Consider the following 12,262-nt stretch of genomic DNA (forward strand, 5'->3'; position numbering starts at 1 on the left):
TCGAGATGAACGCGCGTCACCGTCTTCAAACACAAAGCTTGCAAACGTCTAAGGAATTACCATGAAAGTACTGATCGTCCATGCCCATCCAGAACCGAAATCCTTTACCGCCGCACTGCGTGACCAGGCTGTCGCCACCCTTGAAGCCCAAGGGCATCAGGTCCAGGTCAGCGACCTGTACGCCATGAACTGGAATCCGGTGGCAAGCAGCGATGACTTTTCTTCGCGGGAAAACCCGGAGTACCTGGTCTATGCGCTGGAGCAACGGCTGGGCGTGAAGAGCCAGTCGCTGGCGATGGATATCCAGCAAGAACTCGACAAACTGTTGTGGGCGGATTTGCTGATCCTCAACTTCCCGATCTTCTGGTTCTCCGCCCCAGCGATGCTCAAGGGCTGGATCGACCGGGTGCTGGTGTCCGGTGTCTGCTACGGCGGCAAGCGCTTTTACGATCAGGGCGGGTTGAGCGGCAAGAAGGCGCTGGTGAGCGTGACCCTTGGCGGACGTGAGCACATGTTCGGCGAGGACGCGATTCACGGCCCGTTGCAGGACATGTTGCGGCCAATTCTGCGCGGTACCCTGGCCTACGTCGGGTTCGAGGTGCTGGAACCATTCGTGGCCTGGCATGTGCCTTACATCAGCGATGAGGCGCGCCAGGCATTCCTTGAGGATTATCGCCTGCGCCTGGAGCACCTTGGCGACGAGCAACCCCTTGAGTTTCCTCGTCTGTCGCAGTTCGACGAACAGCTGTATCCGTTGCGCAAACCGGCAGCCGCCGACGCCTGATCAAGACCACATAACCTGTGGGAGCGAGCTTGCTCGCGATGACGTCGGCACATCCAACATCGAAGCTGCCTGATACGCCGCCATCGCGAGCAAGCTCGCTCCCACATTGGGTTAGGCGAGGATCACAATGACGGGATCGACGCTATTCCTTTCTACTGGGTGCGCTGGCCGTCCGCCGCACCCAGCACTTTCACCACATCATCGATCACCGCCTTGCTCATTTCCTGCAAGTAGTGCGACGCCCAGGCATAGCGGTCGGTACCGCGTTTCATGGCGGCGTCTTCGGCCAGCATCTTGGACAGGTGCAGCAAATCGGAAACATGGGACAGCGCTTCGCGGATCGGCACGCCGCTGTTGACGCGGAACAGGGCTTGATCGTTGTGGATGGAGAAGGGGGTGAGGCCGGCGGTTTTCAGAGGCAGAGGGTGGGGCATGGTCTAGCTCCTTGACTGTTGGGAGCCACTACATGTCATGTAGGGCACTGTTGCACCCTTGATTGTTTCGAGTTCTCACACCCGGTCACTGGACATTCAGCGACACGGAAACGATAGAGACCCGGTGCCAGGCGCGCAAGCCGGCGGGTTCTGGCGCAGGTGTAGGTCACAACGCAAGGCCGCGTAGCCCTCGACTGACACCGCGCCGCTTGGCATAAACACACGAAACCCTGTGGGAGCGAGCTTGCTCGCGATGACGTCGGCACATCCAACATCGAAGCTGCCTGATACGCCGCCATCGCGAGCAAGCTCGCTCCCACAGGGATCTCCACTGTCTTGAGAGTGTTGATCATTCCGACAACACCCGCTTATGGTGCTGCCCGCAAAATCCCTCATTAGCAGGCTCGTCCGCTCATCCAGAGCAGAGTTCGGGTGGTTATCGAGTAGTTGCGCCAGGATTGAATCGTTTCAGACGCCGGTATTGTGCGCCACCGAACAGACGCGGGCCGGTCGCTACTACACTCTAATGAACAGTCGGCGGCTGCCCATCCTGATGGTTATCGGCTTACCGCATCGTTTGTATCGCTTGCATTGGAGTACAACCATGACAACCTCACTACGCTCACTTCTGTTTATCGCTCTCGCAACCCTGTCGCTGGCTTCAACAGGTTTGCTCAATACCGCAAGCGCCGCAACGGCCGCGGACCTGGACCAGGATTCCCGGCATGCCTTGCAAATCCTCTACAAAGCCAATCCGGTGGCCGAGACCATGTCGCGCACTGCCAAGGCTGTGCTGGTGTTCCCGAAAGTTATCAAGGCGGGTCTGGTATTTGGTGGCAGTTATGGCGAGGGGGTCATGTTCAGTGGCTCAAAAGTAGACAATTACTACAACACTGTGACCGGTTCATGGGGTTTGCAGGCGGGTGCCCAGTCCTATGCTTATGCCGTGTTCCTGATGACAGACAAGGCGGTTAAGTATGTCCGTGAGACCAAAGGCTGGGAAGTTGGCGTGGGCCCGACCGTCGTCCTGGTTGATGAAGGTCTGGCGAAAAATCTGTCTAGCTCGACGTTGAAGGACGATGCTTATGCGTTTGTCTTTGGCCAGCAAGGCCTGATGGCTGGCGTCAGCATTGAAGGCACCAAGATTTCGCTGATCAAACGATAAATCCGATAACGAACAACTGGGGTATAGAGGCTGCCTAAGGCAGTCTCTCCCAGACTTGCGTATCGGCTAACTCGCAGTCGGTTGCGTGTTTTGCGCGGCCGTTTATAGGACCCAGCTCATAGCACAAGCGAAATAACAACTACTGCGCATTTGATCAATTAAACAATGACGATATGTGTGTTGCCGTACAGACCGTACCCGATACTTGGGCCACTTTGGTGGTATGCAGCGCGCAGATCAGGGTCTCACTGCCTGCACATAATTCACTCACTTGCAGACTCAAGGAGAAAAGCCATGAGCTTGGGACTCATTCTATTGATCTTGCTGATTGTGCTGCTGTTTGGCGCCATTCCGACATGGCCGCACAGCCGAAGCTGGGGCTATGCGCCTAGCGGTTTATTGGGTGTCGTCGTTATTGTCCTGATTGTGTTGCTATTGCTAGGGAGAATTTGACACCCCTCGACAATCAACCCAGCGCTCAAGTGGTTGCGGTGAATAGTGGGGAGATATTCGCCGTGGGGGAGCGCAACACCACCACCTTCGCTTACCGCTACTTTCCGTCATCAGCCTGTCAATAATACAAACAGGTCTCCGTGCACTAGCGCACAGACTCAATCCGGCCACTACGCGCACTCTGAGTGCCAGGCAGATTATTGCTGCCAGTCATTTACCGGAGAACACATGAAAACCAGCCTGATGTTCAGTCATTCACTGACGCTTTCAAGTCTCGCCCTGGCCCTATTGCTCGGTTTGTCTCCCGTGGTGCTGCATGCAGCCACCGCAGAGCCGGTCGATATGTCGGCCGTACAGTTGGAACCGCAAGAGCAGAACGGAATCCGCTATCTGACGGGTGGCATCGGCCTGGATGAGTCAAAGGCCTTGCTCCAGACTCAGGGTTACAACCTTCACATGACCTTTTCAACAGGATCGGCCAATCAGTACGTCAGCAATGTCGATGTGGTGATCCAGAGCGAAAAAGGTAGCCCCCTGTTGTCGCTGAGTCAGGTGGGACCCATCGTGTACGCGCAATTGCCGGCAAACAAATACCTGGTCATTGCCAGTTTGAATGGCCATGAAGAGCGCCACACGATTGCACTCGATGGTAAATCCATCGAAACGCTGAACTTGCATTGGAGTGAATAGCGTGCAACCCGGCATTACGTATCACGGCACGTTTCATGAGATGAGGCTGTTCAAGACTGACGACCGGCCTCTCGCTGCACGCATGCTTGCCGGACGGCACCTGGCAACGAACCTAAAGCCCCAACACGCACTGGACGTTGCACAGGACGGGTTACGTAGCAACTATGCGGCGGCAGAAGACCGGGCGCTGTTCGCCGAACAGTTGATCGGGATTGTCAGTCACGATCTGCGCAATCCACTGGCGGCGATAAAAATGGCTTCGCAATTGCTCGGATGCCGTGACTTGCCTCCTAAACAAGCACAAATACTCGGCCACATCACGCAGGCAGCAGAGCGTGCGCAGCGTCTGGTGGCAGACCTGCTGGACTTCACCCTGAGGCAAGTTGGGCGAAGCATTGCGGTTTCTCTCAAACCGGTTGATTTGCACACACTGGTGGGCGAATGCCTGGACGAGCTGAGTCTGGTGTTCCCTGAGCACACGCTGACCCATCTTTGTGTCGGCCAAGGTAATTTCATCGCCGACAGTGATCGGCTCTACCAGCTTATTGGCAATCTGGTTGCCAACGCGATTGCCTATGGCACGGCTGAGGGTGGGGTTACGGTGTCTTCGCGGTTTGAGGGTCAAGTGATCATTGCCGTGCACAACCTTGGCACGCCGATCCCCTCAGAGCTGTTCGACAACCTGTTCGAACCGATGATTCGCGGCAGTCACGATAATGCGCGACTGCGCAGTGTCGGGCTCGGCCTGTTCATTGTGAGAGAGATTGTCAGAGCGCATCACGGCAATGTGAAGGTGAGCTCCTCGATAGAAGAGGGCACTACGTTTACGGCGACGTTTCCCCTGTCACGATAGCCACGTCATAGCGGAGTCGAGTGGGTGTCGCTATAGCACTCGCATGACGCCGCCTCCAATCCCTTGCGGTCAAGAATCGTGATTTCACCACGGGTGTAGCGGATCAATCCACGCTGTTGCAGCGCACCGGCTGCCAGCGTCACGCCACTGCGCCGAACCCCAAGCATGTTCGCCAGGGACATGTGGGTCAGATGAAAGTGATTGCCGTGCGCACGATCGTGGGTCATCAGCAACCAGCGCGCCAGACGCGGCTCGATCTTATGAAAATGGGTACAGGCGGCGGTTTGAGCGAGCTGCATCATCTGCACATACAGGTACTGATTGAGCCTGCGCAGTAATAACGGGCTCTCGCGCAATGCGACCTGCAGCTGTAAGCCACTCAACCTCAGGCACGTACCGGCGCCTTGCACCACGGCGCGCATGGGGGCGGTATTAACCCCCAGAGCAAGCGTCGCCCCGAGCATCCCTTCATTACCGATCAGGCTCATTTGAAGAGGAGGGTGGCTGTACAGCGTAACCACTTGAGAGATGAACGCTGTTTGCGGGAAGTACACATGCAGGATCGGATGACCCGGCTCACACAGGACGGTGCCAACGGTCAGTTCGACTTTATCGCACTGCGCCTCCAGCCGGCCGTAGTCAATTTTCGACAGCCCCTGAAGTAGTCGGTTTTCTACTTGCCGCCCTGGTGTATTTGGCACACGAGCGTCCTGCAGCACAGTGGGCCCGGGTTGGGCGGGACAGGTGCCGAGCCGTCTCATGCGTTAAGTGTGAGTGACTCCGATAGGGCCGGTCTGTTCGCTAGAACACGCAGGCGTCGGTCGCAGGCCTCAGCGAGTGGGCTTTAATGGAACGTAGGGCAGCAGGCGCTCGGTTTCTTTTCTGACCACGGCGTAGCACTCGCAGCTGAGTTTCTCGAGCGCGTCCCTGTCCAGCACCTTGATGTGGCCACGGGTGTATTCGATAACGCCCAGGCGTTGCAGCTTGCCGGCGGCATCGGTTACGCCTTCGCGGCGTACGCCGAGCATGTTGGCGATCAGTTCCTGGGTCATGATCAGTTGATTATCTTGCAGACGATCGAGGGACAGCAGCAACCAGCGGCACAATTGCTGATCAATCGAGTGGTGGCGGTTGCACACCGCGGTCTGGGCCATCTGCGTGATCAACGCCTGGGTGTAGCGCAACATCAACAGGAGCATCTCGCCGTGGCGGTTGAACTCATCCTTGAGTCGCTGGCCGGGCAGCCGAAAAGCATGCCCGGCGCTCTGGACAATCGCCCGGCTCGGCGTGCTTTCGCCGCCCATGAATACGGCGATGCCGATCAAGCCTTCATTGCCGACCACTGAAATTTCCGCCGATGCGCCGTTTTCCATCACGTACAGCAGGGACACGATGGAGTCGGTGGGGAAGTAGACATGCCGCAAGGCATCTCCGGACTCGTAGAGTACCTTGCCGAGCGGCAGGGTGACCGGTTCGAGGTAGGGCAACAAGCGTTCCAGTGCTTGTGCGGGAAGGGCCGCCAGCAGATGGTTCTGTTGTGGCCTGGGAGCATCAAGCATATCCACTACCGTCCGAAGATGAGTTTCCCGATACCTACAGATTAATCCATGGGGCGCTGTGTACATTGCCGCCGGGAACCGTTCGTCGGTTTGGCAGTGCGCGTTCATACCTCGGCCATGGACTGACGATGGCCCTAGAGACGGCCGTGATAAGCCGCATTGAAAATTTCTGCCGCGCCATTTCGTGTCAATGGCAGCGGGTTGCCGCCAGCGCAGGGGTCGACAATCGCCATGTCGGCGATCAGATCGACCTGCCGATCATCCACCCCCAGCTCAAACAGCGTATGCGGCACGCCGATGTCCTTGCGTAACTTGAGGACGAAGGCCAGAAAGCTGTCGAAGCCTGGGGATGGCAGTCGCAAGTAAGCCGCCAGGCGGGTGATGCGTTCTTCGATAGCCGGGCGATTGAACTTCAAGACATAGGGCATGAACGTGGCGTTGGTCATGCCGTGATGGGTGTCGTACAGGGCGCCCACCGGATGTGAGAGCGCGTGTATCGCGCCCAGGCCTTTCTGGAAGGCGGTAGCGCCCATCGCGGCCGCTGCGAGCATTTCCGCGCGCGCCTCAAGGTCGGAGGGTGTGCGTACTGCCCGCACCAGGGCATTGGCCACCAGGCGCATGCCTTCGACCGCGATACCTTCGGCCATGGGATGAAAACCGGGAGCGCAGTACGACTCCAGGCAATGCGCAAAGGCATCCATGCCGGTGCCGGCGGTGACTTTTGTCGGCATGCCGACGGTGAGGGCCGGGTCGCTGATGACCACCCGCGGCATCATTTTCGGATGGAAAATGATGCGTTTGGTATGCGTACTCTCATCAATGATCACCGCTGCACGGCCGACCTCGGACCCCGTACCGGCAGTGGTCGGCACCGCAATGATCGGGGCGATGCTGCTTTCGTCGGCGCGGGTCCAGTAGTCGCCGATGTCTTCGAAATCCCACACCGGTCGGGTCTGGCCGCTCATGAAGGCGATGAGTTTGCCCATGTCCAGCCCGCTGCCACCGCCGAAAGCGACTACGCCATCGTGCTTGCCGGCGCGCCAGGCGTCGAGCCCGCCCGCCAGGTTGGCTTCAACCGGATTCGGTTTGAGGTCGCAGAACAGTTCTACGCCAAGGCCGGCGGCGCGCAAGGACTCCAGCGCCGCGGTGGTGATTGGCGCGCGCGCCAGGCCGCTGTCGGTGACCAGCAACGGTCGCTGGATACCTTGACTGCGGCAGGTTTCGGCCAGCTCGGCGATACGGCCAACACCGAAGTGGATGCTCGTGGGGTAGTTCCAGTTCGCGGTCAGGCTCATGGCTTAGATCTCGTGGCGCAAATGGAAGGATTTGGCTCGGGTCAGGCTCTCAAAACCCAGGCGTGAAAGCGTGACGCCGCGCCCGCTGTTCTTCACTCCGGTCCAGGCCAAGGCCGGGTCCAGGTAATCGCAACGGTTCATGAACACGGTGCCGGTGGCGATCTCGTTGCCGATACGTTCGGCGGCGGCAAGATCCGCGGTCCAGATCGAGGCGCTGAGCCCGAACTCACTGTCGTTCATCAAGGTAATGGCTTCGTCGTCGCTGGCCACCGGCATGATGCCGACTACCGGACCAAAGCTTTCCTCACGCATCACCGACATGTGATGGGTGACGTCGACCAACACCTGCGGTGCAAGGTAAGCGCTGCCCGGAGCGTCAGCAGCGAAGGTCTTCGGATCGATCAGCGCGGTGGCGCCCTTTGCCAGTGCATCGGCGATCTGCCCGCGCACGAATTCAGCGGCACTCGGATTGACCAACGGGCCGAGCGTGGTGGCTTCGTCCAGCGGGTTGCCCAGCACGTATTGGCGGGTCAAGGTGACGAAGCGCTCGACGAATGCCGGGTAAATTTTTTCATCGACATAAATACGCTCGACAGCACAGCAGCTCTGCCCGGAATTGAAGAAGCTACCGTCCACCAGGTTTTCCACCGCATGTGCAAGGTTGGCGTCTGCCCGCACGTAAGCCGGGTCTTTGCCGCCGAGCTCCAGCCCCATGCCGAGGAAGTGCCCGGTGGCGGCGTTTTCCATGGCTTTGCCGGCGTTGACCGAGCCAGTGAAGTTCACCTGCTGCACCCGTCCAGAGGCAATGATCGCCGCGGTATAGGTATGATTGAGCAGCAGGTTATGGAACAGCCCTTCGGGCAGGTTGGCGCGGCGAAAGGCCTCGGCGAAACGTTCCCCGACCAATAGCGTTTGCGAGGCGTGTTTGAGGATGACGCTGTTGCCGGCCATCAGCGCCGGGATAATCGTATTGACCGCCGTCAGGTAAGGGTAATTCCAGGGCGCGACCACCAGGACCGTACCCAGCGGCTCGCGTTTGATCTGGCGCCGAAAACCCGCGATAGGCGTGGGTTCTATTGCTGCCAACGCTTCAGGTGCAATGGCGATCATGTGGCGGGCGCGCTCTTCGAAACCGCGCAACTCGCCGGCGCCAAAACGTACCGGGCGACCCATCTGCCAAGCCAGTTCCGGCACTATTTCGGCCTTCATTGCCAGCATCGCGTCCACGGCGGCGCTGCATAGGGCGGCGCGTTCGCTCAGTGGCCGGCGCTTCCATAACGCCTGGGCGACTGCGGCAGCCGTCAGAGCCTGTTCGATCTGCGTCGCATCGGCGCAGTGGCGTTCGGCGTAGACCCGGCCATCGACCGGTGAGATGAGTTGAATCATTGAAGTCATGGTGGCCTCAATAGCGCTCGAAGCCGCGCTGCAGTTCCCAGTCGGTTATCCGCCGGTCGTACTCTTTCTGCTCCCATTCGGCGGTGTGCACGTAGTGGTCGACCACTTCATCGCCGAACGCCTCGCGCAACATGCTCGAGGCCTTGAGCGCGGCACAAGCATCGCGAAGGGTCTTCGAGACTTCCGGCAAGTGCTCGTCGAGGTAGGCATCGCCTTCAAAGGGCGGCGTCAGGCTGAGCTTCTCGTCGATACCGGCCAGACCCGCGGCGATCAACGCGGCGAAGGCCAGATAAGGGTTGAGGTCAGCGCCGCCGATGCGGCATTCGATACGGATGGCTTTGCTGTCTTCGGCGCACAAACGAAAGCCAGCGGTGCGATTGTCCCGACTCCAGACTGCACGGGTCGGCGCGAAGGTGCCGGCCTGAAAGCGCTTGTACGAGTTGATGTAGGGCGCGAGAAAACAGGTGATGTCGTTAGCGTATTTGAGCTGCCCGGCCACCCAGGAGCGCATCAGTGTCGACATGCCAAACTCGGCCTTGGGGTCGAAAAACAGCGGCTTTTTGGCATTCTTGTCCCACAACGAGTTGTGGATATGGCTGCTGGAGCCGGCAGCGTCATAGCGCCACTTGGCCATGAACGTGATCGCCTTGCCCTGCAATTGCGCGATCTCTTTGCAGGCGTGCTTGATGATGACGTGGTGGTCGGCCATGGTCAGGGCATCGGCATAACGGATGTTGATCTCTTCCTGGCCTGGCCCCCATTCACCCTTGGAGTTTTCCACGGGAATGCCCGAGGCCTGCAGATGCTTGCGAATCGCCCGGAGCACCGGCTCTTCGCGGGTAGTCTGGAGGATGTTGTAATCCTCGATGTAGTGGCCCGCGGTTTTCGGCTTGTGGTAGTTGCGCTCGTGGATGGCCTCATAACTCTCGTCAAACAGATAGAACTCCAGCTCAGAGGCGAACATGCCGCTATAGCCGCGCTCGTGCAATCGCTCGACCTGCTTTTTCAGGATTGCCCGCGGGCTGTGCGGCAGGTCCCGCCGATGGTGGTGATCGAGCACATCGCAGAGCACCAGCGCCGTGCATTCCAGCCACGGCACGCGACGCAAGGTGGCCATGTCGGGTTTCAGCACAAAATCGCCATAGCCTTTGCTCCAGCTGGCGGCGGCGTAACCCGGCACCGGCTCCATGTCGATGTCGTCGGCCAGCAGGTAATTGCAGCAGTGGGTTTCTTCATGGCCGCTGTCGATGAAAAACTCGACCTGGAATCGCTTGCCGACCAGTCGTCCCTGCATGTCGACCATGCAGACCAGCACGGTATCGATATCGCCTGCGGTAGCGGCAAGTTTCAGTTCTTCGAAGCTGAGAAGGGGCTCGGTCATCACGTCAGTCCTGCGTGAATTGTTTGGCCTGTCTGAAATGTCGGCTGCACGCCATCCCCGTAAATATCCATAAATACCCTACGGTGAAGGCGTACACCGGTGAATAGCTGCTGAAAGCTTAGCCTACTGCTGTTAATCAGCAGCCGCTTCCAGAAGCTAAAATGACACTCAAGAGGGGTGGCACCATGAGTGAGTTCGTCAAAGTCGCATCTGTGGGTGATATCGAACCGGGTAATGGTATAACCGTGAACCTTGGGGGCACGCCCGTCGCGCTGTTCAATGTCGATGGCCAGTATTTCGCCATCCACAACACCTGCCCGCACGAAGACGGTTCGCTGGGCGAAGGAATACTCTGCGACAACGTGGTGATCTGCCCGGTTCATGCCTACGAGTTTGACGTCACCAGTGGCGAATGCCTTACAGAGCCGGCTTACCAAGTCGAACAGTTCGAGGTCCGGGTGGACGGCAACGACATTCTGTTGCGGCAATCGTCGGATGTTTGAACGCTAGGGTCTGTACGAAAACTCGCCGAGCGGCGATCAGGCAAGGCAAAAACAGGCGAGGAAGCGGAGTTTAGGCCCCTAAATGAGCATTATCCGCTGCGCGGCCCCTTCGGGCCGTCCTTCGGACGTTCTCACTCCGTTCGTCCGAGCCTGTTTTTAACGCAGCCTGGTCGACGCGCAGGCAGTTTTCGTACAGAGCCTACCGACGAGCTCGGGTCGCAAGATAGAGGGAAGGAGTATAGTTAAAAGATCACATCGTCCTGCCAAAAGCGGGAGGCATCAGCGATGAGCACTGACAATGCCAGGATCCGCGAACTCAGTAACCGGGCCTACAAGTACGGCTTTGTCTCTGATCTTGAGAGCGATGCGGCCCCGCGCGGGCTCAACGAAGACCTCATTCGCCTGATTTCGGCGAAGAAGAACGAGCCGCAGTGGCTGCTCGACTGGCGCCTGAAGGCGTATCGCCACTGGCTATTGATGCGCGAACCCACCTGGCAGAACGTCCATTACGCGCCCATCGACTACCAGGACATCATCTATTACTCGGCGCCCAAACCGAAAACGCCGGGCCCCAATAGTCTTGACGAGGTTGATCCCGAGCTGCGCGAGATGTTTGGCAAACTCGGCATCTCGCTCGCCGAGCAGGAGCGCCTGACCGGCGTCGCGGTGGATGCCGTGGTCGATTCGGTCTCGGTGGCGACCACCTTCAAGCACAAACTCGCTGAAGTCGGCGTGATCTTCTGCTCTTTCTCCGAAGCCGTGCAGAACCATCCGGAGCTGGTGCGCAAGTACCTCGGTTCGGTCGTGCCTTACAGCGACAACTTCTTCGCCACACTTAACTCGGCAGTGTTTTCCGATGGTTCCTTCTGCTACGTGCCCAAGGGCGTACGCTGCCCAATGGAGCTGTCGACCTATTTCCGCATCAACGCCGCGGACACCGGTCAGTTCGAGCGCACGCTGATCGTTGCAGAGGAGGGCGCCTACGTCAGCTACCTCGAGGGCTGCACCGCACCGATGCGCGACAATAACCAGCTGCACGCGGCGGTGGTCGAGCTGGTCGCGCTGGATAACGCCCAGATCAAGTACGCCACGGTGCAGAACTGGTACCCGGGCGATGCCCAAGGACGCGGCGGTATCTTCAACTTCGTGACCAAACGCGGCAAGTGCGCAGGCGTGCATTCGAAGATTTCCTGGACTCAGGTCGAAACCGGCTCCGCGATCACCTGGAAGTATCCGGGGGTGATTCTCCAGGGCGACTATTCGGTCGGCGAGTTCTATTCAGTCGCCCTGACAGCCAATCACCAACAGGCGGACACCGGCACCAAGATGATCCACATCGGCCGGCACACACGCAGCACCATTCTTTCCAAGGGGATTTCCGCCGGCCATGGACAGAACACCTACCGCGGTCTGGTGAAGATCCAGAAAGCCGCGACCGGCGCACGCAACCATACGCAGTGTGACTCTCTGCTGCTGGGCAGCGAGTGTGGCGCGCACACGTTCCCCTATATCGACGTGAAAAACCCCAGCGCTCAGGTCGAGCATGAGGCCTCGACCTCGAAGATCAGCGATGAGCAACTCTTCTACTGCCGGCAGCGCGGCATCAGCGCGGAGGACGCGGTGCCGATGATCGTCAACGGCTTCTGCCGCGAGGTGCTCAAGGAACTGCCGATGGAGTTCGCGGTGGAAGCCCAGAAATTACTGGGCGTGAGCCTGGAGGGCTGCGTGGGCTGAGGCCCGGGGTGGGAGC

The 12,262-nt window shown here is 58.9% G+C and carries 13 protein-coding genes; 7 read left to right on the forward strand and 6 right to left on the reverse strand.

Translation table 11 applies throughout. The annotated features are described in order from the left end of the window. Positions 1 to 61: 61 nt before the first annotated feature. Positions 62 to 784 (forward strand): NAD(P)H-dependent oxidoreductase, encoded by a 723-nt coding sequence (locus tag BK659_RS08350; RefSeq protein ID WP_123424605.1) that lies wholly within the window; start codon positions 62 to 64, stop codon positions 782 to 784. Positions 785 to 936: 152 nt separating this feature from the next. Here the strand turns inward: BK659_RS08350 and BK659_RS08360 are convergent, their stop codons facing one another. Beyond that, positions 937 to 1,218: a DUF3077 domain-containing protein gene (locus BK659_RS08360; protein WP_123424606.1), complete on the reverse strand. Its 282-nt coding sequence runs from the start codon at positions 1,216 to 1,218 to the stop codon at positions 937 to 939. A 604-nt stretch (positions 1,219 to 1,822) separates the two neighbouring features. Here BK659_RS08360 and BK659_RS08370 point away from each other — a divergent pair. From BK659_RS08370 to BK659_RS08385, 4 genes are all read left to right on the forward strand, one after another. Continuing rightward, positions 1,823 to 2,383: a lipid-binding SYLF domain-containing protein gene (locus tag BK659_RS08370; RefSeq protein WP_123424607.1), complete on the forward strand. Its 561-nt coding sequence runs from the start codon at positions 1,823 to 1,825 to the stop codon at positions 2,381 to 2,383. 294 nt (positions 2,384 to 2,677) lie between these two features. Then, positions 2,678 to 2,836 (forward strand): DUF3309 family protein, encoded by a 159-nt coding sequence (locus tag BK659_RS08375; RefSeq protein WP_123424608.1) that lies wholly within the window; start codon positions 2,678 to 2,680, stop codon positions 2,834 to 2,836. Between the two features lie 228 nt (positions 2,837 to 3,064). Next, positions 3,065 to 3,526 (forward strand): carboxypeptidase regulatory-like domain-containing protein, encoded by a 462-nt coding sequence (locus BK659_RS08380; protein WP_259740222.1) that lies wholly within the window; start codon positions 3,065 to 3,067, stop codon positions 3,524 to 3,526. A 1-nt stretch (position 3,527) separates the two neighbouring features. Then, a complete protein-coding gene (locus BK659_RS08385) occupies positions 3,528 to 4,379 on the forward strand; it encodes a sensor histidine kinase (RefSeq protein ID WP_259740223.1) in 852 nt (283 codons plus the stop codon). A 5-nt stretch (positions 4,380 to 4,384) separates the two neighbouring features. Here BK659_RS08385 and BK659_RS08390 read toward each other — a convergent pair whose 3' ends face one another. From BK659_RS08390 to BK659_RS08410, 5 genes are all read right to left on the reverse strand, one after another. Beyond that, positions 4,385 to 5,080 carry a Crp/Fnr family transcriptional regulator gene (locus BK659_RS08390; RefSeq protein ID WP_123424609.1) on the reverse strand — a complete coding sequence of 232 codons (696 nt, stop codon included), beginning with the start codon at positions 5,078 to 5,080 and terminating at the stop codon, positions 4,385 to 4,387. A 129-nt stretch (positions 5,081 to 5,209) separates the two neighbouring features. Then, complete coding sequence (locus BK659_RS08395; RefSeq protein WP_123424610.1) at positions 5,210 to 5,938, reverse strand: Crp/Fnr family transcriptional regulator; 729 nt, start codon at positions 5,936 to 5,938, stop codon at positions 5,210 to 5,212. 134 nt (positions 5,939 to 6,072) lie between these two features. Then, on the reverse strand, positions 6,073 to 7,233 hold the full coding sequence (locus BK659_RS08400) for an iron-containing alcohol dehydrogenase (RefSeq protein WP_123424611.1): 1,161 nt from the start codon (positions 7,231 to 7,233) through the stop codon (positions 6,073 to 6,075). A gap of 3 nt (positions 7,234 to 7,236) precedes the next feature. After that, positions 7,237 to 8,628, reverse strand: a complete 1,392-nt coding sequence (locus BK659_RS08405) for an aldehyde dehydrogenase family protein (RefSeq protein ID WP_123424612.1) — start codon at positions 8,626 to 8,628, stop codon at positions 7,237 to 7,239. A 7-nt stretch (positions 8,629 to 8,635) separates the two neighbouring features. Further along, entirely contained in the window at positions 8,636 to 10,009 is a 1,374-nt protein-coding gene (locus BK659_RS08410; RefSeq protein WP_123424613.1) for a glutamine synthetase family protein, read from the reverse strand. Between the two features lie 185 nt (positions 10,010 to 10,194). Between BK659_RS08410 and BK659_RS08415 the strand changes: the two genes are divergently transcribed. Together BK659_RS08415 and sufB are read left to right on the forward strand one after the other, a co-directional pair. Further along, entirely contained in the window at positions 10,195 to 10,512 is a 318-nt protein-coding gene (locus BK659_RS08415) for a Rieske (2Fe-2S) protein (protein WP_123424614.1), read from the forward strand. A 285-nt stretch (positions 10,513 to 10,797) separates the two neighbouring features. Next, positions 10,798 to 12,246, forward strand: coding sequence for a Fe-S cluster assembly protein SufB (gene sufB, locus BK659_RS08420; RefSeq protein WP_123424615.1), 1,449 nt, complete (start codon positions 10,798 to 10,800; stop codon positions 12,244 to 12,246). Positions 12,247 to 12,262: the final 16 nt, after the last annotated feature.

It is taken from the genome of Pseudomonas brassicacearum (assembly GCF_003732225.1).
In the GTDB taxonomy this organism is placed as follows: Bacteria; Pseudomonadota; Gammaproteobacteria; order Pseudomonadales; family Pseudomonadaceae; genus Aquipseudomonas; species Aquipseudomonas brassicacearum_E.

Bases quoted from the DNA above. Each gene is read 5' to 3' on its own strand.
- BK659_RS08350 (WP_123424605.1), top strand. From the start codon at position 62: ATGAAAGTACTGATCGTCCATGCCCATCCAGAACCGAAATCCTTTACC.
- BK659_RS08360 (WP_123424606.1), bottom strand. From the start codon at position 1,218: ATGCCCCACCCTCTGCCTCTGAAAACCGCCGGCCTCACCCCCTTCTCC.
- BK659_RS08370 (WP_123424607.1), top strand. From the start codon at position 1,823: ATGACAACCTCACTACGCTCACTTCTGTTTATCGCTCTCGCAACCCTG.
- BK659_RS08375 (WP_123424608.1), top strand. From the start codon at position 2,678: ATGAGCTTGGGACTCATTCTATTGATCTTGCTGATTGTGCTGCTGTTT.
- BK659_RS08380 (WP_259740222.1), top strand. From the start codon at position 3,065: ATGAAAACCAGCCTGATGTTCAGTCATTCACTGACGCTTTCAAGTCTC.
- BK659_RS08395 (WP_123424610.1), bottom strand. From the start codon at position 5,938: ATGCTTGATGCTCCCAGGCCACAACAGAACCATCTGCTGGCGGCCCTT.
- BK659_RS08400 (WP_123424611.1), bottom strand. From the start codon at position 7,233: ATGAGCCTGACCGCGAACTGGAACTACCCCACGAGCATCCACTTCGGT.
- BK659_RS08405 (WP_123424612.1), bottom strand. From the start codon at position 8,628: ATGACTTCAATGATTCAACTCATCTCACCGGTCGATGGCCGGGTCTAC.
- BK659_RS08410 (WP_123424613.1), bottom strand. From the start codon at position 10,009: ATGACCGAGCCCCTTCTCAGCTTCGAAGAACTGAAACTTGCCGCTACC.
- BK659_RS08415 (WP_123424614.1), top strand. From the start codon at position 10,195: ATGAGTGAGTTCGTCAAAGTCGCATCTGTGGGTGATATCGAACCGGGT.
- sufB (WP_123424615.1), top strand. From the start codon at position 10,798: ATGAGCACTGACAATGCCAGGATCCGCGAACTCAGTAACCGGGCCTAC.